At 68.3% G+C, this 24,936-nt stretch carries 29 protein-coding genes and 2 pseudogenes; 18 read left to right on the forward strand and 13 right to left on the reverse strand.

What is annotated here, in order from left to right; genetic code table 11:
• Window positions 1–61 precede the first annotated feature (61 nt).
• The 3 genes from ACQP0P_RS22345 (at window position 62) to ACQP0P_RS22355 (ending at window position 2,892) form a co-directional block, all read left to right on the forward strand.
• Window positions 62–1,087, forward strand: coding sequence for an iron-siderophore ABC transporter substrate-binding protein (locus tag ACQP0P_RS22345; RefSeq protein WP_433380277.1), 1,026 nt, complete (start codon window positions 62–64; stop codon window positions 1,085–1,087).
• 73 nt (window positions 1,088–1,160) lie between these two features.
• The gene (locus ACQP0P_RS22350) at window positions 1,161–2,435 is read left to right on the forward strand and encodes a lysine N(6)-hydroxylase/L-ornithine N(5)-oxygenase family protein (RefSeq protein WP_433380280.1); all 1,275 of its coding nucleotides are present in this window, start codon (window positions 1,161–1,163) and stop codon (window positions 2,433–2,435) included.
• A 151-nt stretch (window positions 2,436–2,586) separates the two neighbouring features.
• Window positions 2,587–2,892 carry a hypothetical protein gene (locus tag ACQP0P_RS22355; protein ID WP_433380283.1) on the forward strand — a complete coding sequence of 102 codons (306 nt, stop codon included), beginning with the start codon at window positions 2,587–2,589 and terminating at the stop codon, window positions 2,890–2,892.
• Between the two features lie 234 nt (window positions 2,893–3,126).
• Here ACQP0P_RS22355 and ACQP0P_RS22360 read toward each other — a convergent pair whose 3' ends face one another.
• Both ACQP0P_RS22360 and ACQP0P_RS22365 read right to left on the reverse strand, forming a co-directional pair.
• Window positions 3,127–3,222, reverse strand: a complete 96-nt coding sequence (locus ACQP0P_RS22360; protein WP_433380286.1) for a DUF2000 family protein — start codon at window positions 3,220–3,222, stop codon at window positions 3,127–3,129.
• A gap of 134 nt (window positions 3,223–3,356) precedes the next feature.
• Window positions 3,357–4,112: an SDR family NAD(P)-dependent oxidoreductase gene (locus ACQP0P_RS22365; protein WP_433380289.1), complete on the reverse strand. Its 756-nt coding sequence runs from the start codon at window positions 4,110–4,112 to the stop codon at window positions 3,357–3,359.
• A gap of 160 nt (window positions 4,113–4,272) precedes the next feature.
• On the opposite strand from ACQP0P_RS22365, the gene ACQP0P_RS22370 reads away from it, so the two are divergent.
• The 6 genes from ACQP0P_RS22370 to efeB all read left to right on the forward strand — a co-directional run bounded on the left by ACQP0P_RS22370 (window position 4,273) and on the right by efeB (window position 9,675).
• Window positions 4,273–4,665, forward strand: a complete 393-nt coding sequence (locus tag ACQP0P_RS22370) for a hypothetical protein (protein WP_433380292.1) — start codon at window positions 4,273–4,275, stop codon at window positions 4,663–4,665.
• A gap of 96 nt (window positions 4,666–4,761) precedes the next feature.
• Window positions 4,762–5,547, forward strand: coding sequence for an SDR family NAD(P)-dependent oxidoreductase (locus ACQP0P_RS22375; RefSeq protein WP_433380295.1), 786 nt, complete (start codon window positions 4,762–4,764; stop codon window positions 5,545–5,547).
• Complete coding sequence (locus tag ACQP0P_RS22380) at window positions 5,537–6,190, forward strand: TetR/AcrR family transcriptional regulator (RefSeq protein WP_433380298.1); 654 nt, start codon at window positions 5,537–5,539, stop codon at window positions 6,188–6,190. The genes ACQP0P_RS22375 and ACQP0P_RS22380 overlap by 11 nt, the downstream gene beginning before the upstream one ends.
• Window positions 6,191–6,372: 182 nt before the next feature.
• On the forward strand, window positions 6,373–7,224 hold the full coding sequence (efeU, locus tag ACQP0P_RS22385; protein ID WP_433380301.1) for an iron uptake transporter permease EfeU: 852 nt from the start codon (window positions 6,373–6,375) through the stop codon (window positions 7,222–7,224).
• Between the two features lie 21 nt (window positions 7,225–7,245).
• Window positions 7,246–8,391 (forward strand): iron uptake system protein EfeO, encoded by a 1,146-nt coding sequence (gene efeO, locus ACQP0P_RS22390; protein ID WP_433380304.1) that lies wholly within the window; start codon window positions 7,246–7,248, stop codon window positions 8,389–8,391.
• 30 nt (window positions 8,392–8,421) lie between these two features.
• Complete coding sequence (gene efeB / locus ACQP0P_RS22395) at window positions 8,422–9,675, forward strand: iron uptake transporter deferrochelatase/peroxidase subunit (RefSeq protein ID WP_433380307.1); 1,254 nt, start codon at window positions 8,422–8,424, stop codon at window positions 9,673–9,675.
• 59 nt (window positions 9,676–9,734) lie between these two features.
• On the opposite strand, the gene ACQP0P_RS22400 is transcribed toward efeB, so the two are convergent.
• The 3 genes from ACQP0P_RS22400 to ACQP0P_RS22410 form a co-directional block, all read right to left on the reverse strand.
• Window positions 9,735–10,346, reverse strand: a complete 612-nt coding sequence (locus ACQP0P_RS22400) for a TetR/AcrR family transcriptional regulator (protein WP_433380310.1) — start codon at window positions 10,344–10,346, stop codon at window positions 9,735–9,737.
• On the reverse strand, window positions 10,347–11,957 hold the full coding sequence (locus ACQP0P_RS22405) for an MFS transporter (RefSeq protein ID WP_433380313.1): 1,611 nt from the start codon (window positions 11,955–11,957) through the stop codon (window positions 10,347–10,349). It abuts the gene before it with no gap.
• 145 nt (window positions 11,958–12,102) lie between these two features.
• Window positions 12,103–12,732: a DUF305 domain-containing protein gene (locus tag ACQP0P_RS22410; RefSeq protein ID WP_433380316.1), complete on the reverse strand. Its 630-nt coding sequence runs from the start codon at window positions 12,730–12,732 to the stop codon at window positions 12,103–12,105.
• A gap of 382 nt (window positions 12,733–13,114) precedes the next feature.
• Here ACQP0P_RS22410 and ACQP0P_RS22415 point away from each other — a divergent pair, with 382 nt between their 5' ends.
• Both ACQP0P_RS22415 and ACQP0P_RS22420 read left to right on the forward strand, forming a co-directional pair.
• A complete protein-coding gene (locus tag ACQP0P_RS22415; protein ID WP_433380319.1) occupies window positions 13,115–13,396 on the forward strand; it encodes a metal-sensitive transcriptional regulator in 282 nt (93 codons plus the stop codon).
• A 34-nt stretch (window positions 13,397–13,430) separates the two neighbouring features.
• Window positions 13,431–13,652, forward strand: coding sequence for a heavy-metal-associated domain-containing protein (locus ACQP0P_RS22420; protein ID WP_433380322.1), 222 nt, complete (start codon window positions 13,431–13,433; stop codon window positions 13,650–13,652).
• 66 nt (window positions 13,653–13,718) lie between these two features.
• Here ACQP0P_RS22420 and ACQP0P_RS22425 read toward each other — a convergent pair whose 3' ends face one another.
• From ACQP0P_RS22425 to ACQP0P_RS22440, 4 genes are all read right to left on the reverse strand, one after another.
• A complete protein-coding gene (locus tag ACQP0P_RS22425) occupies window positions 13,719–14,507 on the reverse strand; it encodes a glycoside hydrolase family 16 protein (RefSeq protein ID WP_433380325.1) in 789 nt (262 codons plus the stop codon).
• Between the two features lie 137 nt (window positions 14,508–14,644).
• Entirely contained in the window at window positions 14,645–15,376 is a 732-nt protein-coding gene (locus tag ACQP0P_RS22430; protein WP_433380328.1) for a Mut7-C RNAse domain-containing protein, read from the reverse strand.
• A gap of 4 nt (window positions 15,377–15,380) precedes the next feature.
• Window positions 15,381–15,863, reverse strand: a complete 483-nt coding sequence (locus ACQP0P_RS22435; protein WP_433380331.1) for a hypothetical protein — start codon at window positions 15,861–15,863, stop codon at window positions 15,381–15,383.
• A 63-nt stretch (window positions 15,864–15,926) separates the two neighbouring features.
• Window positions 15,927–16,382: an ATP-binding protein gene (locus tag ACQP0P_RS22440; protein WP_433380334.1), complete on the reverse strand. Its 456-nt coding sequence runs from the start codon at window positions 16,380–16,382 to the stop codon at window positions 15,927–15,929.
• Between the two features lie 51 nt (window positions 16,383–16,433).
• On the opposite strand from ACQP0P_RS22440, the gene ACQP0P_RS22445 reads away from it, so the two are divergent.
• From ACQP0P_RS22445 to ACQP0P_RS22455, 3 genes are all read left to right on the forward strand, one after another.
• On the forward strand, window positions 16,434–16,712 hold the full coding sequence (locus ACQP0P_RS22445) for a Scr1 family TA system antitoxin-like transcriptional regulator (protein ID WP_433380337.1): 279 nt from the start codon (window positions 16,434–16,436) through the stop codon (window positions 16,710–16,712).
• On the forward strand, window positions 16,709–17,140 hold the full coding sequence (locus ACQP0P_RS22450; protein ID WP_433380340.1) for a DUF397 domain-containing protein: 432 nt from the start codon (window positions 16,709–16,711) through the stop codon (window positions 17,138–17,140). Before ACQP0P_RS22445 ends, ACQP0P_RS22450 begins: the two co-directional genes overlap by 4 nt.
• Window positions 17,141–17,279: 139 nt before the next feature.
• Window positions 17,280–17,729 carry a hypothetical protein gene (locus tag ACQP0P_RS22455; protein WP_433380343.1) on the forward strand — a complete coding sequence of 150 codons (450 nt, stop codon included), beginning with the start codon at window positions 17,280–17,282 and terminating at the stop codon, window positions 17,727–17,729.
• Between the two features lie 252 nt (window positions 17,730–17,981).
• Here the strand turns inward: ACQP0P_RS22455 and ACQP0P_RS22460 are convergent, their stop codons facing one another.
• Window positions 17,982–18,581: a TetR/AcrR family transcriptional regulator gene (locus ACQP0P_RS22460; protein WP_433380346.1), complete on the reverse strand. Its 600-nt coding sequence runs from the start codon at window positions 18,579–18,581 to the stop codon at window positions 17,982–17,984.
• A gap of 69 nt (window positions 18,582–18,650) precedes the next feature.
• Here ACQP0P_RS22460 and ACQP0P_RS22465 point away from each other — a divergent pair, with 69 nt between their 5' ends.
• Window positions 18,651–19,382, forward strand: coding sequence for an SDR family NAD(P)-dependent oxidoreductase (locus ACQP0P_RS22465; RefSeq protein ID WP_433380349.1), 732 nt, complete (start codon window positions 18,651–18,653; stop codon window positions 19,380–19,382).
• Window positions 19,383–19,392: 10 nt separating this feature from the next.
• Window positions 19,393–19,566 carry a hypothetical protein gene (locus ACQP0P_RS22470; RefSeq protein ID WP_433380352.1) on the forward strand — a complete coding sequence of 58 codons (174 nt, stop codon included), beginning with the start codon at window positions 19,393–19,395 and terminating at the stop codon, window positions 19,564–19,566.
• Between the two features lie 30 nt (window positions 19,567–19,596).
• Here the strand turns inward: ACQP0P_RS22470 and kstD are convergent, their stop codons facing one another.
• Window positions 19,597–21,366, reverse strand: a complete 1,770-nt coding sequence (gene kstD, locus ACQP0P_RS22475; RefSeq protein WP_433380355.1) for a 3-oxosteroid 1-dehydrogenase — start codon at window positions 21,364–21,366, stop codon at window positions 19,597–19,599.
• Window positions 21,367–21,568: 202 nt separating this feature from the next.
• On the opposite strand from kstD, the gene ACQP0P_RS22480 reads away from it, so the two are divergent.
• Window positions 21,569–21,724, forward strand: a complete 156-nt coding sequence (locus tag ACQP0P_RS22480; RefSeq protein ID WP_433380358.1) for a hypothetical protein — start codon at window positions 21,569–21,571, stop codon at window positions 21,722–21,724.
• A gap of 45 nt (window positions 21,725–21,769) precedes the next feature.
• Window positions 21,770–21,889 (forward strand): annotated as a pseudogene (locus tag ACQP0P_RS22485) (ketoacyl-synthetase C-terminal extension domain-containing protein); the annotation flags it as partial.
• A gap of 360 nt (window positions 21,890–22,249) precedes the next feature.
• Here the strand turns inward: ACQP0P_RS22485 and ACQP0P_RS22490 are convergent.
• Together ACQP0P_RS22490 and ACQP0P_RS22495 are read right to left on the reverse strand one after the other, a co-directional pair.
• Window positions 22,250–22,384, reverse strand: a pseudogene (locus ACQP0P_RS22490) (acyl-CoA dehydrogenase family protein); the annotation flags it as partial.
• 214 nt (window positions 22,385–22,598) lie between these two features.
• Window positions 22,599–24,896, reverse strand: a complete 2,298-nt coding sequence (locus ACQP0P_RS22495; RefSeq protein WP_433380361.1) for an ATP-binding cassette domain-containing protein — start codon at window positions 24,894–24,896, stop codon at window positions 22,599–22,601.
• Between the last annotated feature and the right edge of the window lie 40 nt (window positions 24,897–24,936).

Raw genomic sequence — 24,936 nt, forward strand, 5'->3', positions numbered from 1 at the left:
GTTAGGTTAGCCTTACCTAATCTTTAGAGCCCTTGCCGGCTCTGGAAGGACACCCATACCCATGCGCGACACGATGCGCCGCCTGGCCGCGACAGGAACGCTGCTGCTGGGCCTCGGCCTGGTGGGCGCGTGCGCCGGTGGCGGCGGCGAACAGCCCGCCGCGAGCGCCCCCGCGACCCAGGCCGCCTCCGGATTCCCGGTCACCATCACGCACAAGCTCGGCACCGCCACGATCGAATCCGCCCCCCGGCGCATCGTCGCCCTCGGCGAGGTCGACCAGGACACCCTGCTCGCCCTGGGCGTGCAGCCGATCGCCATGGCCGAACTGACCGGCGTCCAGGCCGACGGGCTCGCCCCCTGGACCGCGCCCAGGATCTCCGGGGCCAAGCCGACGCTGCTGAAGGCCGGTGAGTCGGGTTTCTCGCTGGAGCAGATCGCCGCGCTCAAGCCCGACCTGATCCTCGCGGGCGGCGACTACTACATCGACAAGGAGTACGCCAACCTCTCCCGGCTCGCGCCGACCACCGCCTACGAGACCGGCCCCGCAGAGGACTCCTGGCAGACGGTGGCCCGCCAGGTCGCCAAGGCGGTCGGCAAGGCCGACGAGGGTGAGAAACTCGTCACCGACGTCGAAGCGAGAATCGACTCGGTCAAGATCACCTATCCCGAGCTGGCCGGCAAGAAATTCGCGCTGACCAGTGTCTTCCCCTCGGGGAACATCGGCGTGCTGAAGTCCGACACCGACATCAGCGTCCAGCTCTTCGAGCAGTTCGGGCTGGTGCTGCCCGAGGCGATCAGGACGCTTCCCGGCGACGGCTTCGCGGCCGAGCTGAGCATGGAGAAGGTCAAGGTCCTCGACGTCGACCTGCTGCTCAGCCACTACAACGACGACGCCGCCACGCAGAAGAGGATCGAGGCCGGCAAGCTCTTCGCCGGCCTCGACGTGGTCAGACGGGGCTCCTACGTGGCGCTGGACCTCACCGCGTTCTGGCCGCTGCGCACGCCGACACCGCTGGCGGTCCCTCACGTGATCGACCAGATCGTGCCGCGGGTCGCCGAGGCGGCCAAGGCCGTCGGCACGTCCTGACACACCCCGTCCGCCCCTTCCCCCCGCCGGCTCGGTGGTGGGGGACCATCTCCTCAACATGTGAGAGGCGAACATGTCGAGCCCGGTCTATGACGTCGTGGGCATCGGTTTCGGTCCTTCCAACCTCGCGCTCGCGGTGGCCCTGGAAGAGGAGCACGGCTCCGGCGTGAACGCGGTCTTCTTCGAGAGGCAACCCAGGTTCGGCTGGCACCGCAACATGCTCATCGAGGGCGCCACGATGCAGGTGCACTTCCTCAAGGACCTGGTCACCCTGCGCAATCCGACAAGCCCCTACTCCTTTCTGTCCTACCTCCAGGACAGGGGGAGGCTGGTCGACTTCATCAACCACAAGACCATGTTTCCCACCCGGCTGGAGTTCCACGACTACCTGGAATGGGTCGCCGCCTCCTTCGCCGGTCTGGTGCGCTACGACTCCGAGGTCGTCGCGGTGCGTCCGTACGACGACGACACCCTCGAGGTCGTCGTGGAGCGTGGTGACGAGCTGCACACCTGCCTGACGCGCAACCTCGTGATCGCGGCCGGGCTCGAACCCGTGCTGCCCGACGGCGTGCGGCAGGGCGAGCGGATCTGGCACACCGAGGAACTGCTGGCCCGGCTCGAATCCCTCGGCGAGCGCGTCCCAGGACGGTTCGTCGTGGTCGGCGCCGGGCAGAGCGCGGCCGAGGCCGCCGAGCACCTGCACCGCACCTACCCGTCCGCGGAGGTCTGCGCCGTCTTCACCAGGTACGGTTACTCGCCGGCCGACGACAGCCCCTTCGCCAACCGCATCTTCGACCCGCAGGCCGTCGACCACTTCTTCGCCGCCCCCGAGGAGGTGAAGCGCATGCTGCTCGCCTACTCCAGAAACACCAACTACTCGGTGGTGGACCTCGACCTCATCGACGAGCTCTACCGGCGTTCCTACGCGGAGAAGGTCGCCGGCGTCGAGCGGCTGCGCATGCTGAACGCCTCCCGTCTGCTCGGCGTGGACGACGACGGCGACAGCGCCCGGGTCAGGATGTGCTTCCTGCCCACGGGTGAGGTGAGCACGATCGAGGCCGACGCGGTCGTCTGCGCGACCGGCTACCGCGAGCGCGACCCGCGAGACCTGCTCGGCGAGGCGGGCGAGCACTGCCTCACGGGTGAGACGGGCGAGCTGCTGGTGGAGCGCGACTACCGGGTCGCCACCGCCCCCGGCCGGACCTGGGGCGTCTACCTCCAGGGGGCCACCGAGGACACCCACGGGATCGCCTCCTCGTTGCTGTCCATGACCGCCGTCCGCACCGGAGAGATCGTTCGCTCCATCGCCCGGCGCTCGGCGGGGGTCCCCCAGGGGGTCGAGCCGTAACCGGCGTTCTGGAAGGTGGCGCCGAACCCCGCGAAACGTCCTCACTCACGGCTCCGTGACGTCCCGACACGGGGCGGACGGTTGCGTGACTCCAGGTATTCGGTTGATTACCTTTGGTTGCGTTGTGTTCCGTAGGTAACCGAGGAGGATCATGAATACCTTCATCCGCAGTGCCCGTATCGGCCTGGCAGGGGCGGTTCTGGCCGGTGCCGGCCTGCTCGGCGTGCTTCCCGTGACCGGCGCCCACGCCGCGTCGTCCCAGGTGGCACCGGCGGTCGCCTGCTCGCACACGGCCGCGCACGGCTGGATCTGCTATCTGCGGTACTGCGACCGCTACTACTGCTACTACGACTGCTATCCGACCCTGACCGCGCGTAACAAGGGAGAGAAGCCTTCCGAGACCGTTCGTGTTCCCAAGCCCGCGGGGACACCTCCCGCCCAGATCACCAGGCCCTGACCGACGGAGCCGTGACACCGTGGACCGGGTACGCGCGGTCGTGCCGTCCATGCCGGGGAAAGCTCGCCGCGGGTGTTCCCGCGGCGCGCCGGGTGGCCGGGCGGGCATCTGCTCGCCCGGCCACCCGGGTAGTCCCGGCCGCCATCGTCGACGGGGCCGGGCCGCTCCTGTCCTGGAGCCTCGCCCCAGGACAAGGCAGACGCAGGGGCTTCCACGTCGACGGGGATATCCCTTTCAGGGGTGCAGGGCGAGCCCCTTGAGCACCTTGTCGACCCCGTTGCGCGGTCCGTGCACCGCGAGCCCGACCAGGCGGAGCTCAGCGGAGGGCACGGCACGCACCGCGGCCCGGTTGTCCTCGTCGTTGAAGGAACCAGCCTGGTTATGACATGCCGTGGATATGTCGGTACGTGCCCGATACCGTCACTCGCCGCGGAGCACGGGCCGTCGCCGTGCCGAAAAGACCTCTAGTCGACGAGTGAGCCGCAGCTGATGTTGGCGGTGGCGGCGGTCATGGCGCGAGCGCGGTCGGAGGCGACGAAGGCCGCCACGTTGCCCACGTCGTCGAGCGTCGCGGCCCGCCCGAGCATCGTCATCTTCTCGATTCCCCCGACGATCGCCTCGCGCCCCTCGAAGCCCTCGGGGATGGTCTCGGGCACGCCGCCGGTGCGCAGGGTCACGACGCGCACGCCGTGCGGTCCGAGCTCGGAGGCCAGCTGCCTCCGCATGGACTCGATCGCTTCGAACGCGACCTGGAGGCCTCCCAGGTAGTAGTCGCGCAGTGGGTGACCCGAGCCGCCGAACGCCAGGATCACCCCCGAGCCCTGCCGCCTCATGTGGCGGGCGGCGGCCCGCGAGGTCAGGAACATCGTCCGCACCGCGGTCACGACCGGCCGTTCGTAGTCTTCCGGCGACATGTCGGCCATCGGGGTGCCCTGCACGTCACCGTGCGAGATCAGGTTGAAGGACACGTCTATGCTTCCGGCCTCCGCCACCACGGCGTCGGCGTGCTCGTCGACCATCTTCGCGTCCAGCGCGTCGACCTCGGCCGTCCGCGCCACCCCGCCGGCGGCGCGGATCTCCTCGGCGACCTTCTCCAGCCTCGCCAGGGTGCGCCCGGCGAGGAAGACGGTCGCCCCCTCACGGGCGAAGGCGCGGGCGACCGCGCCGCCGATGACCCCGCCCCCGCCGTAGATCACGGTGTTCTTGCTCTCCAGCAACATCTCGTACCTCCCGTTTGGTGGTTCTCCGGTCCGGGCGTCGAGCGCCGGAGCGGCCCTTCGCCCACGTGCCGGAACCGGTGCGTCCGGCGGGCGAGCCGGAGGCCCGGCCGATCCGGGGCGCCCCTCAAAGACAAAATAAGCTTGTACATAAAATTTTATTTTGTCAATGGCCCTCGCGGCCCCGGCCCAGAACGCCGCAGGCCCCTACGGTCCCCTGCCGGCCGCCGACGCCAACGGCATCCAACTCCCCGCCGGGTTCACCGGCCAGGTGATCGCCCGATCCGGCCAGGTGGTCTCCGGCACCTCCTGCACCTGGCACAGCGCCCCCGACGGCGGTGCCTGTTTCGCCGACGGCAGCGGCTGGATCTACGTGTCCAACTCGGAGATCGACCCCGGCGGCGGCGCCTCGGCCACCTTGAATCCGTCCTCGGAGATCACCGGTCCGGCCTTCACCTCCGCCGGCAATCGCCTGTACTTCTCCTCCCGGCGCGGCACGTCGGGTTCCTCCTCCGGAGGGATCACCTACTGCGTGACCGGCCCGTTCCGCACCTGAGGGACTGCCGGGCCGTGCGGCGCCGGCCGCGCGGCCCGGCAGTCCGGCGGCTTCTCGATTCTAGAGAGACTCTCTAGAATCGGCTACGATTTTGCCATGGGACCTACCGTCGTCATCACCGGTGGCAACCGCGGGATCGGGCTGGCCACGGCCGAGGAGTTCGCCCGCCGCGATCACCGGGTGGTGATCGTGGCCAGGAATCCCGCCGCGGCGGGCGAGGCCGCCCGGCTCGGCGCCGATCTGGTCGCCGGAGATCTCTCAACTTTGAAAGGGGTCCGGGCTGTCGCCGAGGCGCTGGCCGGAACCTGCCCGCGGCTCGACGTGCTGGTGCACAACGCCGGGGTCTGGCCGTCGGCGCGGCGGCTCACCGAGGACGGGTTCGAGGAGTCCTTCGCCGTCAACCACCTGGCGCCCTTCCTGCTCAACCACCTGCTGGAGGATCGCCTGACCAGGGTCGTCCAGGTCACCGCCGGCCTGTACGTCAAGGGCCGTGCCGACCTCGTGCGCACCCCGGCCGGTACGGACTTCTCTCCCCTGCGCACCTACGCCGACACCAAGCTCCGCAACCTGGCGCTGATGCCGCTGTGGGCCGAGCGCTGGAAGCCGCGGGGCATCACGATCGACGCCGTCCACCCCGGAGTGATCAGGACCGGGCTCGGTGACCGGGGCGGCCCGGTGGGGGTGCTGCTGAAGATCGCGAAGCTGCTGTGGAAGGCACCGGCCGACGGCGCGGCTCCGGTCGTACGGCTGGCGCTCGACCAGGCCGGCACCGGACGGTACTTCGACGTCGACCGCGAACTGCCCCTCGCCTCCGTGGCCGCCGACCCCGCGTGGGCGGGAGAACTGTGGACGCAGGCCGCGGAGCTGACCGGTGTCGCCTAGACATCGGCGTGGCGAGGAGACCCGGGAGCGGCTGCTGGCGGCGGCACTGGACCTCTACGCGGAGAAGGGCACCGGCGGCTTCACCATGACGGCGGTGACCGCTACCAGCGGCGTCAGCGTCGGAAGCCTCTACCACCACTTCGGCAGCTTCGACGGGCTGGCGGCCGCCCTCTACGCGCGCTGCCTGTCCGATCTGCTCGACGCCGTCATCGCCGCACTCGACGCGGTGCCGCAAGGGCAGGAGGGAGGCCCCCGCGACGGCACGGAGGCGCGGGCCGCCGCCGGCGTCCGGGCCGTGGTCACCGGATATCTCGGCTTCACCCGCGAGCACAGGGCCGCCGCGCGCTTCGTCCACGCCTCCGCCTACGCCGACTTCCTGGCCGCGCACGCGGATCTGATCGCGGCGGAGAGGGAGCCCAGGCTGACCTGGATCCTGGGCTGGCTACGACCGTACGTCGAGGCGGGGCTGGTCGTGGAGCTGCCCGACAAGTTGATCGAGATGCTGGTCGTCGGCCCGGTCGCGGAGACGGCCCGCCGCTGGCTGGCCGGAGTTCCCGGCATCGACCTGGATGAGGCGTCCCGGCTGCTTCCCGAGCGGATCTGGCGATCTCTGCGGGCCGCCGAGGCCTCGGTGACGAGGTAGGAGAGGGTACGAGGTGTCAAGCGTGGAACGCCCCAAGATGGCGTGAATCGCTTGATCGTACGCATACGGCATTATCACCGCCTTGTTCACGTCTTTCGTACCCCTGTGGGAATTACCTCCTTGTGAAGAGTAAGGTTGCCCTGCCCTAATTTAGGTAAGGCTTTCCATCTCATGGAGTGACGGTGTTCGCCAGCTATCTCATCGGACTACGCGAAGGCTTGGAGGGCGCCCTCGTCGTCTCCGTGCTCGTCGCCCTCCTCGTCAAAAGCGATCGACGTGACCGGCTTCCCCTCGTCTGGGCCGGGGTCGGCGCCGCCCTCGTGCTGTCGATCGCGTTCGGCGCGCTGCTCACCTTCACCGTCGCCCATCTGGAGCACCGGCAGCAGGAGTTGTTCGATGCGACGACCTCGCTGCTGGCCACCGTGTTCGTCACCTGGATGATCTTCTGGATGCGGGGCGCCGCCCGTACGATCTCCGGCGACCTGCGCGCCAAGCTGAGCGAGGCCCTGGAGGTCGGCGCGACCGCGGTGGTCGTGATGGCCTTCCTCGCCGTGGCGCGCGAGGGCCTGGAGACCGCGCTGCTGTTCTTCGCCTCGGTGCAGGGCGCCACCACCACCGCCGTCCCGCTGATCGGGATCAGTCTGGGCCTGATCACCTCGGTTGTGCTGGGCTGGGCCATCTACCGCAGCGCGATGCGCATCAACCTGACCAAGTTCTTCACCTGGACCGGTCTCCTGCTGATCCTGGTCGCCGCCGGGATCTTCAAGTACGGCGTGCACGACCTGCAGGAGGCCGCCGTCCTGCCGGGCCTGTCCACCTACGCCTTCGACGTCAGCGGCGTGCTGCCCGCCGACTCCTGGTACGGCACCCTGCTGTCCGGGATGTTCAACATCACTCCGCAGCCGAGCGTGCTGGAGATGGTGGCGTGGGCCCTCTACGCGGTGCCCACGCTTATCCTCTTCCTGCGGCCGTGGCGTAGCCGCCCGACGCCCTCACCCGCCACCCCGTCGACCGACCCGCAGCCCGCGGGCTGAAACCGCCTGAACAGGACGATCATGCGTACTTCCCTTGCCATCGCCGCGGGTGCACTCGCCTTCACCGGCCTCGTGGCCTGCTCCTCCGAGCCCACCGCGGCCACGGGTGCGGGCGCCTCCGCCGCCCCGGCCAAGGGCGGCCCCGTCGCGGTGGCCGCCACCGACACCGAGTGCAAGGTCGCCGTCACCGAGCTGGCCGCGGGCACCTCGACGTTCGCGATCACCAACGGCGGTGCCAAGGTCACCGAGTTCTACGTCTACGCACCCGGTGACCGGGTCATGGGCGAGGTGGAGAACATCGTGCCGGGCCTGACCCGCGAGGTGATCGTCGAGCTGCCGGCCGGCAGCTACGAGGCCACCTGCAAGCCCGGCATGGTCGGCAAGGGTGTCCGCAGCCCGCTCAAGGTCACCGGCGAGCACAAGCCGCTCAGCGACGACGCCCAGCTCGCCGAGGCGACCGCCGGCTACAAGCGCTACATCAAGTCGCAGAGCGACACGCTGCTGATCAAGGCGCAGGAGTTCGTCGACGCGGTCAAGGCCGAGGACATCGAGAAGGCCAAGGCGCTCTTCCCGGTCTCCCGCACCTACTGGGAGCGGATCGAGCCGGTCGCGGAGATCTTCGGCGACCTCGACCCGGCCATCGACGCCCGGGAGAACGACGTGGCCGAGGGGGAGGAGTGGACCGGCTTCCACCGGATCGAGAAGGACCTCTGGGTCAAGAAGGACATCAGCAAGGACGGCCCGATCGCCGACAAGCTGATGGCCGACATCAAGACCATCGTGGAGCAGGCCAACTCCGCCGAGCTGTCGCCGGTGCTGCTGGCCAACGGTGCCAAGGGCCTGCTCGACGAGGTGGCCTCCGGGAAGATCACCGGTGAGGAGGACCGCTACTCGCACACCGACCTGTGGGACTTCGACGCCAACCTGCAGGGTTCCAAGGCCGCGGTTCAGTCGCTCCGCCCCGTCCTGGAGGAGCGCGCCCCCGAACTGGTGAAGACGCTGGACGAGAAGTTCGCCGGGGCCGAGGCCGCGCTCGGTGCGCACCAGAAGGGCGAAGGCTGGAAGCTGCACACCGAGCTGTCCAAGGACGACCTCAAGAAGCTGTCAGACGCGATCAACGCGCTCGCCGAGCCGATCAGTAAGATCGCCGCGGTGGTGGCAAAGTAACGATCGTTCCGTGTGTGGGGGAGGGGTGCGATGAACGAGCGGATCAGCCGCAGGAAGCTGTTCGGCATGGGGGCGGCCGGCGTGGCGGTCGCCGGCGCGGGTGTGATCGCGGTGCGCGGGATCGGTGACGAGCCCGCGCCCACCACGGTCGCCTCCGTCTCCGACGCGGTTCCCTTCTACGGCGAGCACCAGGCGGGCATCGTCACCCCGGCACAGGACCGGCTGCACTTCGTCTCCTTCGACGTCATCACCGAGAAGAAGGCGGAGCTGGCCGAGCTGCTCCAGGAGTGGACCGCCGCCGCGGCCAGGATGACTCAGGGCCAGGAGGCGGGCACGTTCGGCGCGGTCGGTGGCCAGCCGGAGGCGCCGCCGGACGACACCGGCGAGGCGCTCGGCCTGCCCGCCTCCGGGCTGACGCTGACCGTCGGCTTCGGCGGATCGCTCTTCGACGACCGGTTCGGGCTGGCCTCGCGCAGGCCGGCCGCGCTGGCCGACCTGCCGCACCTGCCCGGCGACGCGCTGCTGCCGGAGATCTCCGGCGGTGACCTGTGCGTGCAGGCGTGCGCGCACGACCCGCAGGTGGCGGTGCACGCCATCCGTAACCTGGCGCGCATCGGCTTTGGCCGGGTTTCGGTGCGCTGGTCCCAGCTCGGCTTCGGCCGTACCTCGTCGACCTCGCGCGCGCAGGCGACGCCGCGCAACCTGATGGGGTTCAAGGACGGCACCGCCAACCTCAAGCTGGAGGACGTGTCGCTGTTGAAGGAGCAGCTCTGGGTGGGGCCAGGTGACGGCTCCGACTGGATGACCGGTGGCAGTTACCTGGTCACCCGCAAGATCCGGATGCTGGTCGAGACCTGGGACCGGGCACCGCTGGCAGAGCAGGAGCAGATCTTCGGCCGGGACAAGGGAGAGGGCGCCCCGCTGGGCAAGAAGAGCGAGTTCGACCTGATCGACTTCGAGGCCAAGGGCTCCGACGGAAAGGCCCTGATCTTCGACGACGCGCACGTGCGGCTCGCCCACCCGTCCCACAACGGCGGCGCGCACCTGCTGCGCCGCGGCTACAACTACGTGGACGGCTCCGACGGCCTGGGCCGGCTGGACGCCGGCCTGTTCTTCATGGCCTACCAGCGAGACCCTCACCGCCAGTTCGTCACCGTGCAGCGCTCCCTGGCGGGCAAGGACTCCCTCAACGAGTACATCAAGCACGTCTCCAGCGCCCTGTTCGCCTGCCCGCCGGGCGTACGCGACGCGGGCGACTACTGGGGCCGGGCCCTGTTCTCCTGACCGCCGAGGCCGGGCGGGGCGGGGACTCGGAAAGCGCCGTCATTTTGACCGGCGGTAGGTCAGCGCAGAGTCCGGCAGAACATGTCGAGGGTGATCTCGATGATCTCGGTCGTGTCTTCCGCGCCGGGGCCGCCGGAGGACTCCGAGACGAGGCGCCGGGTGCCCGCACGGAGCACGCCCCACGCGAGTTCGGCCCGCAGCGCGGGATGGTCACATCCCGCCTCGCGGAGCACGTCGCCGAGCGGTTCGATGAGCGACTCGTGCAGCTCGTTCAGCCGTGCCAGGCACTCGGGCGGCAGTCCGAGCGTCTGTGTCGCCGGGACCAGCGCGTAGTCGGGGCTGCCGACGAACTCCAGCGCGATCCTGCCGTACGCCCGGACCCGCTCGTCGAGCGACACGGCGGGCCCGTCGGACGTGGGCTCCGCCACGGTGGCGCGCAGGCGGTCGGCCCAGCGCGGGAAGGCCTCCTCGGTGAGCTGGGCGAGGATGTCGGCGGTGGAGGAGAAGTAGCGGTAGACGCTCGATCGTGCCAGGCCGATCCTGGCGCCCACCGCCGCCGGAGTGAGCGCGTGCACACCCTGCGCGGCCAGGATCTCGCGCGCCGCCTCCAGCAGGGCGGCATGCTGGTTGGCCCGATGGTCGGCGACGGTCGCCGCGCTGATCCTTGGCATCTACACCTCCTGGTGGCGCCCTCCAGTATCCGGCTCGGGCGTCCCTGCTTCGTCCCCGTCATTGTCCCCGTCCCCGTCCCCGTCTCCGTCCTCGCGGTCCCGGGTGGGAGCGGCAGTGCGCGGGAGCAGGAACGTGAGGCCGAGCCCGGCCAGCAGGAGCAGCCCGGTTATGACCGGCACCCTGCGGGTCGCCTCCGCGGCGCCCGCGACCGCCGCCTTATGGACGGCTGGATCGCTCAGCCCCGGGATGGCCGCACCACCGCTCTCCTGCACGGCGTTCGCCACGCCTGTGCGGACCTGCTCCGGGTAGGTCGCCATGTTCTTCTCGACCGACGAGCCGAGTCCGGTGACCAGCACCCCGCCCAGGATGGCGACTCCCAGCCCCGCACCGAGCTGGCGGATCGCGCTCTGCAACCCGGAGGCCTGACCTGACTGCCGGGTGGGCACGTCGGCCATCAGCACGCTCGTGAGCTGGGCCGTGGCGAAGCCGATGCCGATGCCGTAGACGAGCATCCAGGGCACGAGCCGCCACAGGCTCATGCCGGCCTCGAGGGAGAGGCCGATGCCGATGGCGCCCACGACCTCCAGGGCGAGGCCGATCTGCACGACCGTCCGTGAGCTCAACTTCTTGGTCAAACTGGGGACCACGCCGCCGGCCAGGAAGGCGCCGATGGCGAGGGTGGCGATGATGAGGCCGGCCGTGAACGCGCTGTGGCCGAGCGCCGACTGCAGGAACAGCGGCAGCACCAGGATCACGCCGAACTCGCCCAGCGTCACGATCATCGCGGCCATCGCGCCGTAGCGGAAGCCGGGCAGCGTGAACAGCGTCAGGTCGATCAGCGTGGGGCGCCCGGCCCGCTCGCGTCGCCGCTCCAGCAGAATGAAGGCGGCCACGGCCAGGATGCCGATGCCGAACGCGAAGGGGGCCGGGGAGACCCCCTCGAACCGCAGTCCGAAGAGTTCGGCGGTCCGCAGGGGAGCGAGCCAGCCGTACTTCTGACCCTCGATGAGGCCGAAGACGATGGAGAACATGCCCAGCACGATCAGCACGATGCCCAGCGGGTCGTGACCGGTGGCCCGATCCTCACGGGAGGCGGGGATGCGCAGTGCGCCGAGCAGGACCAGCGCGCCGATGGGCAGGTTGATCCAGAACGCCGCGCGCCAGCCGTAGTCGGTGACCAGCCAGCCGCCGAGCAGCGGCCCGATGGCGGTCATGCCGCCGACGATCGAACCCCAGATCGCGAATCCGATCACCCGCTGCCTGCCGAAGTAGGTGGAGTTGATGATCGCGAGCGTCATGGGGATGGCCATCGCGGCGCCCACTCCCTGGATCCCTCTGGCCCCGATCAGTATCGCGCCGCTCCCCGCGATCGCCGCCAGCAGGCTTGCCACCAGGAAGACCACGATGCCCGCGGCGAACAGCTGTGGCCTGCCACGCTGGTCGCCGATACGGCCCAGCGGGATGAGCAGGGACGCGAACACCAGCAGGTAGAGGGAGTTGACCCACTCCACATCGGTGACCGTGAGCCCCAGATCATCGATCATCGCCGGAACAGCGACGTTCACGATCGTCGCGTCGATGACGACCATCGACATACCGACCGCGAGCACGAAGAGAGGAAGCCAGCTTTGACGAGAATTTGGCGACATCATGTCGCGAACTATAGCAACATATTGTCGCTATCTGTCTCGTGCCGGCCCGGGAGTGGTGGCTGGGCCGGGCATCGGATCGCGGGCCGGCGCTCCGGCTTTCAGGTCAAAGTCGGGCCAGGATCCTGTTCATGGTGTCGATCTCGGCCTGCTGGCTGGTGGCGATCCGCTCGGCGAGTGCCTTGGCACCCGGATTGGCACCGTTGGCGATCTCCTGCCTGGCCATGGTGACCGCGCCCTGGTGATGGGCGATCATCCCGGTGAGGAACAGTCTGTCGAAGTCCTTGCCGGAGGCGGCTCTGAGCCGGGCCATGTAGGTCTCGGACATCATGCCCGGCATCTCGCCGTGGTTCATGCCGTGATCCCCGCCGTGACCGGCACTCGGCTCGGGCCTGCCCCAGGACTTCAGCCATCCGGTCATGGTGGCGATCTCCGGCTCCTGGGCGGCCTTGATGGTTGCGGCGAGCCTCCTGACCTGGGCATCCGTCGCCCGGGTGGCGGCCAGGTCGGCCATCTCCACCGCTTGACGGTGGTGGGGGATCATCATCTGGGCGAACAGCACGTCGGCATCGTTGAACGCGGCCGTGCTCGTGCCGCCGACGGCCGGTGCGAGAGCGTTGCGGCCGGCGGCCGGCGTCGCGTGCTCGCCGGTGGAGCCGCAGCCGGCCGAGGTGACAGCGGTGATCGCGGTGAGGCCGGCCATGACGGCCAGACGTGGCACGACAAAAGAGATCATGAAAGGGCCTTTCGGTGTCGTGAAGACGTACCCGGCCGGACGCGGTGCGGTGTGGCCGGTTCACGCGCGTGGGGCCTGTAGGCGTAGTACCGACACCTGGGCTAGAGGTAAACCCGCAGGCGGTGCCCGTGCGGGTAAGGGCCGGAGGCCTGCGCGCTCACCCGTGGGGGTCGACATCGCGCCCGAACTCTCCGTCGCGTCCTGCCGCCGTGGACGGGTGTGAGGAATCCGGACACCTCGATCACCGATGTCGCGCTGCCGGACATGCGGCGTGACCTCGGTTCTCCGGGGGTGGTCCGTCATGAGTGTTCAACACCCAGGAATACCTGAGGGGGGTATTGTGTTAGTGCGGATGACGCGAGGGTGACGAAAGGCGGGGGAAATGGCCGGATACACCGATACCAAGCAGGATCATCTGCGGCGGCTGCGGAGGATCGAGGGCCAGGCGCGCGGCCTGCAGCGGATGGTCGAAGAGGACAAGTACTGTATCGACATCCTCACCCAGGTCTCGGCCGCCAACCGGGCCCTGCAGTCCTTCGCCCTGTCCCTGCTGGAAGAGCACATGGCGCACTGCGTTGCCGAAGCCGCCGTCAAGGGTGGCCCCGAGGCCGAGGCCAAGATCAAGGAGGCCTCCGAGGCCATCGCCCGGCTCGTCCGTTCCTGATCGGCGAAACCAACGCGCAGAAGGAGTGATCGTCATGACCACCACCTACACGGTCAAGGGCATGACCTGTGGCCACTGCGTCAGCTCGGTCACCGAAGAGGTCGGCGCGGTTCCCGGCGTCACCGGTGCCGAGGTGGACCTGGCCACCGGCCGGCTCACCGTCGACAGTGCCGGCCCGATCGACGACACCGCGATCACGGCCGCGGTCAAGGAGGCCGGATACGATGCGCGGAGTCAGCAGCGAGGACGGCCTTGACGAGCCGACCTGCGAGCAGCGCGATGGTCTCGCGACCGTAGGGCTGTGGCGGTGACGTTGACCGGCTCAGCCGGAGACGATGGAACGATAACCCCTGATGTAGTCAACCGTGAACCGCTTGGGATAGGGATGCTCAGGCCGCGGCGACTCCCCCTGTTCGGGGAATTCGTAGATGTTCAGCATCAGCTGCATCGGATAGCTCGGCGACTGACGAACCGTCCGGACATGACGCCCGTCGACGAAGAAGGCTACGTGCTCGGGAGTCCATTCGGCGGCGTAGACATGGAACTCCCGAGCATCGATGGGCAGGGTCTCCACCGTGAAGTCGTCAGTGATCTCCGAGTCCCCGAACGGATGAACCCCCATCCCGATCTTCGCACTGTCCGATCCGACGTCGCGGCCGAAGATCTCACATATGCATATCTCGGCGGAGCGCTCCGGCTCGTCCTCGTAGCCGATCATCCATAACGCGACCATGCATTTCGGATCGTCGATCGCCCTGGCACGCATTTCGATCAGCCCGTACTGCGGGGTGTAGAGCCGGACGTTGCGCTGGGCCTCACGCACGACGGCCTTGGAATCGCGCCCATGCTGGCCGATCGTGCTTCCCGCCGGCCCGGCGAAGACACCGGTCTGCAGCGACGACACGCGGAGCGATCCCTCAAGCTCGGGCGACCAGGGCGGCTGCTCTTCCTCGATCAGCAGGTGCAGGTATCCGCCGGACAGTTCGTACCGGGCGGCGGAGGCCGCGTGGCTGCTCCACTGGGGCAGGTACCGAGGAACCCAGTGGCCTTCGTCGAGGCGGTCGCCCTCGAAGGTGTCCTCGAACTCCAGCTCGTAGCCGGCCTGTGTCACTGTTGATCTCCAACTCGCGGTGTTCCCAGGTTGTAGGACAGTGCCCGATTCCTGCGGTACGCACCGGGCGGCGGACTGACCGCCGAAGAACGGGCCGAACGGGAACAGGTACGGCTGTGTGCCGCCGATCTGTTCGCCTAGGAGGGCGTGCGCATGGCCGATCGTACGATCTCTTCCAGATGCTCGCTGTGCGCGCCGTGCCAGTAGATCTGACCGCATTCCGAGCATCGGCCGTATATGTCGTAGGAACGCTTGGTCCCGGGCTCCAGCAGGCGGTCGATCTCGTGTTTTTCGACGGGGATCAACTCCCCGTTGCAGGCCGTGCAGCGGGTCCACGGCCGCAGCGGTGGCGCGAATCGCTCCAGCAGGTCGCGGAGCTGGTCGTTCGCCTTGATGCCTCGTACGTAGGCGCCGAGCCAGAGTGCCCGGCGGCAGAGCAGGCCGTGGTCCTGGGTCAGCAGCACGCGGCGTTCCCGGTTCGCCTCGACGACCAGGGAGGGGTCGTCCATGTCGTTGTGGTAGGTCGCGTCCACGCCCAGCAGCCGGAGCCGTCGCGCGAGGGTGCCCAGGTGGACGTCGAGCAGGAACCTGGGCGCCTGCTGTCCCGGTTCGAGTGGCACCCGCTGGGGGCGGGGCACGGCGTGAACATGGATCACGTCACCGGCGGCGGGCTGGTAGGACGGGCCGACCTCCGCGCCTTCGACGGTCAAGGGCCCCACCTCCGGCAGCGGAATGCCAAGCGACTCCACGACATGCCCCAGCGTCGATGTCCCGTCGGGCGTCACCCGCTGCCACTTGCCTCGCCGGCGCGCGGGCAGGAACAGCAGCAACTCGGTGGCGATATGCAGGCGGACGTCAGCTTCGATCACACTTTCAGCATGCCATCCGCCGCAGGCGCCCCGACACAAACACCGGTTGGGGCGACGTCGGGCCCTTGGGAACACCACTGGAGCACAGCACCTCGTGGTGTGGCCGGGGACCGGGTTCGAGGTCGTTCATCTGGGTCAGCAGGTCCTGGACGTTTCTGGCTTCGATGGGTCCGGGGGCGTTGGGGAGCCAGAGTGGGAAGGCCCGGTAGCGGCGGGCCCGGCGGCGCCAGGGGGTGACCCATCCTGGGTGGCGGGATTCCAGGTCGCGGGCCAGGTCGGTGGCGTTGTCCGTGCTGGGCGCGGGGTTCGCGGGGTGAGGGTTGGTACGTGCGGGGCCTGCTCGGCGACGGCGGCGGCCTCTGGGGCGGAGGGGTTCGCTGGCCGGGGTGACCATGGAGGCGTCGCTTTCCGTCGTGGTTTGGGGTGGGGAGGCCGACGTCCCGGACGGGGGATCGGGTCCGTGGACGCCGGCCTCGGTACGGTCCACGCCTGGCAGGGGGGAGTCGTCGGCGTGGACCGACTCCGGGGCGGCGGGATCGGGGGATCCCTTCTACCCGGAGGTCGGGGAGGTTAGGGCTGTCGGGGTCGGGTGGGGAGGTCGAACCAGACACCGGTGCCGAGTTGGCCGGTGCCGCACAGGCGGGTCCATTGGGTGCCGCAGCGGTCGTGGGTGAGTTCGGTGACGATGCCGCAGGCCCCGGCCGCCGAGTTCGAGGTCGTCGAGACGTTCGGGAATGGGCGGGGGGCGGTGCAGGAGGTGTTCGATGAGTGTGGTTCCGGCTCCGGCGTCGACGACCTCGGCTCTGACCGGTAGGCCGTGGTGGTGCAGGAGGCGTAGTTCGTAGGGTCCGGGGGCGTAGCGGGTGGCGTTGGTGACCAGCTCGGAGACCACGATCTCCAGCTCGTCGAGCACGTCGGCGGCCAGGGGAAGCTTGGCCAGCTGATCGCGGAACAGCTCCCGAGCACGCCGGGCCGCATTGCCTGCAGGTAGGCACCAGGCGGTCATCCGGAAGCGGTTGTGAGGTTTGCCATACTCGCCCGCACCCAACTCGGACACTTGATCGACGTCGCCGCGCACCCGGCGGTCACCCTTCAGATCATCCCTCTCGCCGCAGGCGGTCACCCCGGCTTGGACGGTGAATTCACCATCCTGGACTTTCCCGACGAAGAAGACTCACCCGTGGCCTATCAGGAAGGTTTTTTCGGAGATATCTTCGTGGAAGCACCCGATGACGTCGCCCGGTATTACCGGGCCGCCGAGACCGCACGCGGCAAAGCCCTCGCCCCCGACGAGTCAGTGACGCTGATCAAGGACGTAAGGAAGGCGATTCGATGACCAGCGAGCAGGGTTGGATCACCAGTAGCTATAGTGGCAGCGGCCAGCAGTGCGTCCAGATGAAATCAACCGCATCCGGGGTCGCCATCCGCGACTCCAAGAACTCGAATGGTCCCAGGCTGCTGTGCACCCCCGACGCCTGGAAATCCCTGGTGACCGAAGCACGGAACGGCTTCTACGACCTGCCAGGACACCTCCCCGAGACAGCGTCTCACCTGCCCAAACCGGAAGCCGGAAACCTCGGCTTGACCGCAGCCGAGTGGCTGCCCACCCCCAATCCGGGCGACGTCCGTCTGTCGATCGCGTTCGTTGACGACCACATAGCGATGCGCCTCACCCCCACGGCGGAGACGCTCGTGTTCACTTCCGGAGAGTGGAACGCATGGCTGTCCGGAGCCAGGGATGGCGAATTCGACGATCTCGCCTGAGCCGCCCGAACACGACCGGTCCGATTCTGGACCAGGATCAGTGCCGAGTCTGCCGGCCAGAGACGCTTGGCTCCCGTTGGATCGAGGATAATGATCATGGGTATGTACAGACAAGCTCTGCTCGTGGCACATTGACCCCATGAGTCCTGTCGATGGCAGACCTTGGTGGGATGACCTGCCTGTCGTGCAAAAAGTCGTTGTGTTTATTGCTCCACCGCTGTTTTTTGCAATCGGCGTAGCAGGCTTGGTGGTTTCTCGTCCTTCGGGAATCAAGCTCGCAGGAATCGTGGCCTTCATACTTCTTAGTGTCTGGCTCGCCATTGGTATGGTACGCGACGTATTACGAAAGAGGAACCCGAAGACCAGCGAGCCTCCTCTCTTCGAGAGGGCAGTGCGCGGTTACAGCCGAAAGGACGTGGACAACTACGTGGCATTGGTGCGTCAGCTAAATGACACCACCAAGAGGAGGAGAGCCCTTGCCGCGCCTGCGTTCGGTGTCACCTTAGGTGGCTACAACCGGCACCAGGTACACGCGTACCTTGAATCGATAAAAGCTGACTGCTCAGGACCGTATGGCAGGAAGATTTAAACAAGACAGCCTTGAGTTCTCTGTTTGATGTCGAACCGCACGGTGTGGGTGATGTTCCCGGCTGAGTTCGTGCTGTCGGCGCCGGTCGTCTCGAATACCGCCGTGCGCGTCGGCGGACTGCTCCTCACTGGTCGCGCCATGGTCCGTGCGGCCTCCCGGCGCCTCGCCGTGACCCGCCGAGGTCTCGCCTCGGCGCGGCCAGTGCGTGGTCATCCGCCCGCGAGTGTCGAGGCAGTGGTGCACGGTCGTGATCTATGTCGGCGTCGACGGTGAACGCGGGCGTATGGCCATCGCGGCCAGCTCCGGCGCCTGTGCGGGGTGGAGCGGTGGCATCGCGGTCAGCAGTCGCAGGTAGATGATGCCCAGCACGGCCTCCGTGGCCAGCGTGACGCTTGGGAGGTTCAGCCGGTCTTCTCGCCGGGCCCTTTCCATGATGGGAGCCAGGGCCGCGTGCTGGTGCTGATGAACCTGTGACAGGGCCTTTCCGAGGGCGTCGTCGGCAGCGAAATGCGGTGCGAGCTGTCTGATCAACTCTCCGGCGAGGGTGGTCGTCAGCACAGTGATCTTTTTGTGGAGCAGGGTTTCCAGGGCGGCGGCGACGTCGTCGGCCTTCTCGGTGGTCTCGCCCACCTGGGTGAAGGCCATGTCCACCGCGTCGGAGATCAGCGGGGCGATGTCGGGCCAGCGCCGGTACACGGTGGGGCGGCCCACGCCCGCGCGGCGCGCGATGGCCTCGATGGTCGTCCTGCCCAGTCCGTTCTCCGCGACGATTTCGAGCGTGGCCCGCAGGATGCGCTGAGAGGCGTCACTGTCGAGGGGTCTGCCGCCGCGCGGCCGGTCGATGTCACGCATGGGTTTATCCTCTCACCTAGATACGTTACGATACACAGACGTAACGGATCAGAGTGAGAGGAGCGTGTCATGCCCCTGGCGTTGATCACAGGAGGGTCGCGCGGAGTGGGTGCCGCACTGGCGCACGAGCTGGCACGACGTGGATACCGGCTGCTGCTGTGCGGCCGGGACGCCGATGCTCTGGACCGTGTCGCAGCCGCACTGCCGCAGGCCACGGCCGTCCCGTGCGATCTCGCCGATGTGACGCGACTGCCTCTCCTGGTCGAGGCGGCGGCCCGCCTGGGCGGGCTGTCGCTGCTGGTCAACAATGCCGCCGTCCAGGACGTCTACGAACTCGGAGACCTGACGCCGGATCAGGGTTGCGATCGCATCAGCCGGGAGATCGCGATCAACCTGACCGGCCCCCTGCAGTTGACGGCGCACTGCCTGCCGCTGCTACGGGCCCGGCCGGGCTCTCGGATCGTCAACGTGACCTCGGGGCTGGCCATCGCGCCAAAGCGGGGGGCCGCGGTGTACTGCGCGACGAAATCGGGCCTGCGCACCTTCACCCGGAGCCTGCGCTATCAGGAACAGGCCGCGGGATCGGGAGTCGCGGTCACCGAGGCGATGCTGCCGCTCGTCGACACCGACATGACCGCGGGCCGTGGCAGGGGAAAGATCAGCCCGCAGGACGCAGCCCGGACCATCGCCCGGGCCGTCGACCGAGATCGCGACCACGTCCATGTGGGGAAAATCAGACTGCTCAACGCGCTACACCGGGTGAGTCCGCGGCTGAGCTATCGGGTGACGCGCGACGGGTAGCACCGCTTTCGTGACCTGTTCGGAACAGCCGTCGCGCGAGGGTGCCCAGCTGGACGTCGGGCAGGAACCGGGGCGCGTGCCGTCCCGGTTCGAGCGGCACGCGCCGGGGGTGGACCACGTCACCGGCGGCAGGCTGGTAGGCCCGAGGTCGACCTCCGCGCTTTTTCCGGCCGCCTGCACATAGGAACCCGGATCGCCGGGTGACCGTCCTTGCTCAGCGGTTGTCAGCGATGTGGTTGGCGGCGACGTAGCCGAACGTCATGGCGGGGCCGATGGTGGAACCGGCGCCGGCGTAGCTGTGGCCCATGACGGCGGCGCTGGCATTGCCGGCCGCATAGAGGCCGGGGATGACCGCGGCGGCCGGAGAGAGCACCCGGGCCTTGTCGTCAGTGACCATTCCGCCCTTCGTGCCGAGATCACCGGGGACGATCTTGAAGGCATAGAACGGCGGAAGCCACAGCGGGGCGAGACAGGAGTTGGGAATGACCGCCGGGTCGGTGTAGTAGTGATCGTAGGCACTGTCGCCACGCTTGAAATCGAGGTCCCTGCCGGTCACGGCGAAGCCGTTGAAGCGGCTGATCGTGCCCTGCAGAGTATTGGCGGGGACGCCCATCTTGGCCGCCAGACCCGCGATCGTGCTCGACCTGACGAGGGCACCGTTGCCGTACCAGGCGTCCGGGAACGGCAGGGTCGGCGCGAGATCCTTGAAAAGGTAGCGGTTGCGGTAGCTCTGGTCGATGATCATCCAGGAGGGGATGTCCGGCGCCGTGGCGTTCTTCTGGTACATGACATGGACCACGTCGCTGTAGGGCGCGGCTTCGTTCACGAAGCGCCTGCCCTGCTGGTTGACGATGATGCTGCCAGGAAGGGTGCGCTCGGCCAGACAGAAGTACGGTTCGCCGGGCAGCGGGATCACCGGCCCCCACCAGGAGTCGTCCATCAGCGCGACCTCGGCGCCGGTCGCGAGGCCGGCCAAGATGCCGTCGCCGGTGTTGGAGGCGGCACCGATGGTCCAATCGGTGCCGATGGGCTGCTGCTGATATCGGTTGCGCATGCCGGCGTTGTGCTCGAAGCCGCCTGAGGCGACCACGACCCCGTACCTGGCCTTGAGTAGGGTCTGCGTGCCGTCGCGGGTCACCAGCACGCCGGTGACCCGGCCCGCGTCGACGCGCAGATCGACGAGCGGGGTGTTCAGCCAGACCGGCACACCGGCCTGCAGCAGTCCGGCCCGCAGCGCTCCGGCCAGCGATTGGCCCATGGTGAGCGGTTTTTTGCCCTGTGCGGTGGCCTTGATCCAGCGATTGTAGGTTTCGAGCGCGATGGCGGCGCCTTTGGCGTTGACCAGGGCGAGGTTGAGCCACTTGTAGTCGGCGCTGAAGACCACCTGGCCGTTCGGAACCGGGATGTAGGCGGGGTTCAGGTTGGCCAGTTCCGGGCCGAGGAGATTCCCGTCGAACATGTCCGGCTCGATGGATCGGCCGTTCGGCAGGCCGCCGGTCCGTTCGGGATAGTAGTCGGAGTAGCCCTCCATGTAGCGGAAGCGCAGCGGGCTGTTCTGCATCACGAAAGAGATCATCGCGGGGCCGTTGTCGAGAAACGCCGCCTGCCGGCCCGCGGGCACCTCGCTCCCGACGACCGCCGCGAGATAGGCGGCGGCTTTGGCCGGGGTGTCCGGTACCCCCGCGGCGAGGATGACCTGGTTGTTCGGTATCCAGATCCCCGCACCCGACCGGGCCGCCGAGCCGCCGAATTTGGCCGCTTTCTCGACCACGAGCGTGTTCAGCCCTCGCTCTGCCGCCACCAGCGCGGCAGTCATCCCGGCTGCCCCGGCCCCGACCACCACGACGTCATACTCCGGCGCGTCAGCGGTATCCGCATGGGCGGCGACACTGCCGATTATCTTTGAGCCGAACGCGATCCCGGCGCCGGCGGCGGCACCGCGCAGCACCTGCCGACGGGTCGGATGAGAACTGTGAGCAGGCATTCGAAGACCCTTCGCATGAGAAACGGCCTTGCCGGCACCTCGCGCCGGGTACCTGCTGTTGAAACATGTTCCATTTCGGAGTGCCAATCATGCGCTTGGTTGGTATGCCTGTCAACGACGGACGGCGTCGATCTCGACGGATCCGGATGTCCGCCCCCGGGCGGCCGGATCGAGGCGGCGGCGCCCGGCGCGGTCTTCGCCGTTGCTGGTCGGGTCGGTCACGACGAACATCGGCCACCTGGAAGGCGCGGCCGGGCCGGCAGGTTTCCTGAAGGCCGTGCTTTCGCTGCGGCAGCGGATGATTCCGCCCAGCCTGAACTTCGCCGAACCCAACCCCGAGATCGGCTTCGACGCCTGACGCCTCCAGATCGTCCAAGAGAACACCCCGCTGCCAGACGGTGCGGTGGCGGGTGTCTCGTCGTTCGGAGTCGGTGGGACCAACTGTCACGTCGTGCTTTCGTCGACCGGGCGCGGGGCCGACGCACCGGAGAACCCCGTCGAGGCACCGCTGTTGTGGCCGATGCCGGGCAAGACGGCGGGCGTGGTCCGCGACCAAGCCCGCGTCCTGCACGCGGAGCTTCGTCCCGTCCCGACCTGCGCCGCCTTCGCACATCGTTTGAAGGCCATACGAGATGTCGTTGTCTCGCATGTGATGGAGCAACGTTGTCATCAAGCGGACACCACTGCCACCAAGAGGATGCCCCAGTGCGATCGCTCCTCCCCACGGTTGCTCCTTCAGCTGGGGCCGGTCGTTGGCGAGGCGCCATCCGGAGGGCGCCGTCCATGCGGATCACTTCACCGTTGAGACAGTCGTGATGGATGATCGCCGGCACGAGCTGGGCGGACTTCCATCATGTCGGCGAGCAGGAACGCGAGGCCCTCATGCCTTCGCGCCGTCGAGCACGTAGTCGTCCCCGTCCCGGACGGCGCGGGTCCGCATGGCGGCGGGATCGGAGCCCGCGTGCGACTCACTCAGGCAGTACGCGCCGAGCAGGTCTCCGCCGAGCATGCCGGGCAACCACTGACCCCCAGCCGTTGCCCGAAAAGGAGATCGCTGCCCATCTGGCCGGGCTCCGGGAAGCAGAGCTTCACCTACTGGTCGGGCTCGTCACCGGTGAAGGTGATGCGGGCCATGTGCGGTGTGAGCCGTCTGACCTCGGCCACCCGGATGAAAGAGACGGGCAGTTCCCCCATTTGAAGCTCCGAAAGTAGTGATTTTTCGGGTTCAGCCGCTACACATCGTCTTTTCCCAGGTAGGTACGCAGGTGCCGGGCGGTGAGCGAGTCGCCCGTGGAGACCAGGTCCGCGGGAGTGCCGGTGAAGACCACCCGGCCGCCGTCGTGGCCGGCACCCGGGCCGAGGTCGATGATCCAGTCGGCGTGGGCCATCACCGCCTGGTGGTGCTCGATGACGATGACCGTGTTGCCGTCGTCGACCAGCCGGTCCAGCAGGGCCAGGAGCTGGTCCACATCCGCCAGGTGCAGGCCGGTGGTCGGCTCGTCCAGCACGTACGTGGTGGCCTTCTCCGCCATCCGGATGGCCAGCTTGAGCCGCTGCCGCTCGCCGCCGGACAGGGTGGTGAGCGGCTGGCCCAGGCCGAGGTAGCCCAGGCCCACGTCGGCGAGCCGGTCCAGGACGGCGCGGGCCTGGCCGGAGGCGAAGAAGTCGCGGGCCTCGGCCACCGACATGGCCAGCACCTCGCTGATGTCCTTGCCCCGCAGCTTGTGGGTGAGCACCTCGGGGGTGAACCGCTTCCCCTCGCACTGCTCGCACACCGACGCCACCCCGGCCATCATCGCCAGGTCGGTGTAGACCAGGCCGATGCCCTTGCAGTTCTGGCAGGCCCCCTCGGAGTTCGCGCTGAACAGGGCGGCCTTGACCCCGTTGGCCTTGGCGAAGGCGGTACGGATCGCGTCCAGCAGCCCGCTGTAGGTGGCCGGGTTGCTGCGGCGCGATCCTCGGATCGGGGCCTGGTCGACCACCGCGACGTCGTCCCGGCGGGGGAGCGAGCCGTGGATCAGCGAGCTCTTGCCCGAGCCGGCGACGCCGGTGACCACGGTCAGCACGCCCAGCGGGATGTCGACGCTCACGTCCTTCAGGTTGTGCAGGCCGGCGCCGGTGATGGACAGCTGCCCGCTGGGCCGGCGTACCTTCTCACGCAGCGGGGCCCGGTGGTCCAGGTGGCGGCCGGTCAGGGAATCCGACGCGCGCAGCCCGGCCACGTCGCCGGTGAAGCAGATCCGCCCGCCGGACGAACCGGCCCCGGGACCGAGGTCGACCACGTGGTCGGCGATCTCGATCGTCTCCGGCTTGTGCTCGACCACCAGGACCGTGTTGCCCTTGTCGCGCAGCCGGAGCAGCAGGCCGTTCATCCGCTCGATGTCGTGCGGGTGCAGGCCCACCGTGGGCTCGTCGAAGACGTAGGTGACGTCGGTCAGGCTGGAGCCGAGATGCCGGACCATCTTCACCCGCTGGGCCTCGCCTCCGGACAGGGTGCCGGATTCGCGGTCCAGGCTCAGGTAGCCCAGGCCGATCTCGACCAGTGAGTCCAGGGTGTTGCGCAGGGTGGCGATCAGCGGCCGTACCGACTCGTCCTCGATGTCCCGGACGAAGTCGGCCAGGTCGCTGATCTGCATGGTGGCGCAGTCGGCGATGTTGCGGCCGTTGATCTTCGAGCCCAGTGCGGCGGGGTTGAGCCTGGTGCCGCCGCACGCCTGGCAGCTGGTGAACGTCACGGCCCGGTCCACGAACGCCCGGATGTGCGGCTGCATGGACTCGCGGTCCTTGGCGAGGTAGAGCCGCCGCACCTTGACCAGGAGCCCCTCGTAGGTGGTGTTCATGGTGCCGATCTTGATCTTGGTGGCGGGTCTGTGCAGGAAGTCCTCCCACTGGGCCGGGGTGTAGTCCTTCAGCTTGACGTCGCGGTCGAAGAATCCGGAGTGGGCTATCGACTGCCAGTACCACGAGTCCACATTGAAGTTCGGGGCGGTGATCGCTCCCTCGTTGAGCGAGAGGTCGACGTCGACCAGCTGGGAGACGTCGACGTCCGACACCCGGCCGAGTCCCTCGCACTTCGGGCACATGCCCTCGGCGCTGTTGAAGCTGAACGCGGTCGAGGTGCCGACGTGCGGGGTGCCGATCCGGCTGAAGACGATCCGCAGCATCGTCTGCGCGTCGGTCGCCGTGCCGACCGTGGAGCGGGAGTTGGCACCCATCCGCTCCTGGTCGACGACGATCGCCGCACTCAGGTTGCGCAGGGCGTCGACGTCGGGCCGGCCGAGGCTCGGCATGAACGACTGGACGAAGGCCGTGTAGGTCTCGTTGATCAGCCGCTGCGACTCCGCGGCGATGGTGCCGAAGACGAGGGAGGACTTTCCGGAGCCGGACACCCCGGTGAAGACGGTGAGCCGGCGCTTGGGAATGTCCAGCGAGACGTCGGCCAGGTTGTTCTCCCTGGCGCCGCGGACCTCGATCAGATCGTGGCTGTCCGCGGCCACGCCATGGCCGTCGGTGGGGGTGGAGGGGGACACGGGCCTTCTCCTTGATATCCTTAGGGTGTAAAGAGATAGC

The organism is Streptosporangium sp. CA-115845 (assembly GCF_050943795.1).
In the GTDB taxonomy this organism is placed as follows: Bacteria; Actinomycetota; Actinomycetes; order Streptosporangiales; family Streptosporangiaceae; genus Streptosporangium.

What these genes read in the sequence shown, in the direction of transcription:
- ACQP0P_RS22345 (WP_433380277.1), top strand. Translation starts at nt 62, where the DNA reads ATGCGCGACACGATGCGCCGCCTGGCCGCGACAGGAACGCTGCTGCTG.
- ACQP0P_RS22350 (WP_433380280.1), top strand. Translation starts at nt 1,161, where the DNA reads ATGTCGAGCCCGGTCTATGACGTCGTGGGCATCGGTTTCGGTCCTTCC.
- ACQP0P_RS22355 (WP_433380283.1), top strand. Translation starts at nt 2,587, where the DNA reads ATGAATACCTTCATCCGCAGTGCCCGTATCGGCCTGGCAGGGGCGGTT.
- ACQP0P_RS22365 (WP_433380289.1), bottom strand. Translation starts at nt 4,112, where the DNA reads ATGTTGCTGGAGAGCAAGAACACCGTGATCTACGGCGGGGGCGGGGTC.
- ACQP0P_RS22375 (WP_433380295.1), top strand. Translation starts at nt 4,762, where the DNA reads ATGGGACCTACCGTCGTCATCACCGGTGGCAACCGCGGGATCGGGCTG.
- efeO (WP_433380304.1), top strand. Translation starts at nt 7,246, where the DNA reads ATGCGTACTTCCCTTGCCATCGCCGCGGGTGCACTCGCCTTCACCGGC.
- efeB (WP_433380307.1), top strand. Translation starts at nt 8,422, where the DNA reads ATGAACGAGCGGATCAGCCGCAGGAAGCTGTTCGGCATGGGGGCGGCC.
- ACQP0P_RS22400 (WP_433380310.1), bottom strand. Translation starts at nt 10,346, where the DNA reads ATGCCAAGGATCAGCGCGGCGACCGTCGCCGACCATCGGGCCAACCAG.
- ACQP0P_RS22410 (WP_433380316.1), bottom strand. Translation starts at nt 12,732, where the DNA reads ATGATCTCTTTTGTCGTGCCACGTCTGGCCGTCATGGCCGGCCTCACC.
- ACQP0P_RS22415 (WP_433380319.1), top strand. Translation starts at nt 13,115, where the DNA reads ATGGCCGGATACACCGATACCAAGCAGGATCATCTGCGGCGGCTGCGG.
- ACQP0P_RS22420 (WP_433380322.1), top strand. Translation starts at nt 13,431, where the DNA reads ATGACCACCACCTACACGGTCAAGGGCATGACCTGTGGCCACTGCGTC.
- ACQP0P_RS22440 (WP_433380334.1), bottom strand. Translation starts at nt 16,382, where the DNA reads ATGACCGCCTGGTGCCTACCTGCAGGCAATGCGGCCCGGCGTGCTCGG.
- ACQP0P_RS22450 (WP_433380340.1), top strand. Translation starts at nt 16,709, where the DNA reads ATGACCAGCGAGCAGGGTTGGATCACCAGTAGCTATAGTGGCAGCGGC.
- ACQP0P_RS22455 (WP_433380343.1), top strand. Translation starts at nt 17,280, where the DNA reads ATGAGTCCTGTCGATGGCAGACCTTGGTGGGATGACCTGCCTGTCGTG.
- ACQP0P_RS22460 (WP_433380346.1), bottom strand. Translation starts at nt 18,581, where the DNA reads ATGCGTGACATCGACCGGCCGCGCGGCGGCAGACCCCTCGACAGTGAC.
- ACQP0P_RS22465 (WP_433380349.1), top strand. Translation starts at nt 18,651, where the DNA reads ATGCCCCTGGCGTTGATCACAGGAGGGTCGCGCGGAGTGGGTGCCGCA.
- kstD (WP_433380355.1), bottom strand. Translation starts at nt 21,366, where the DNA reads ATGCCTGCTCACAGTTCTCATCCGACCCGTCGGCAGGTGCTGCGCGGT.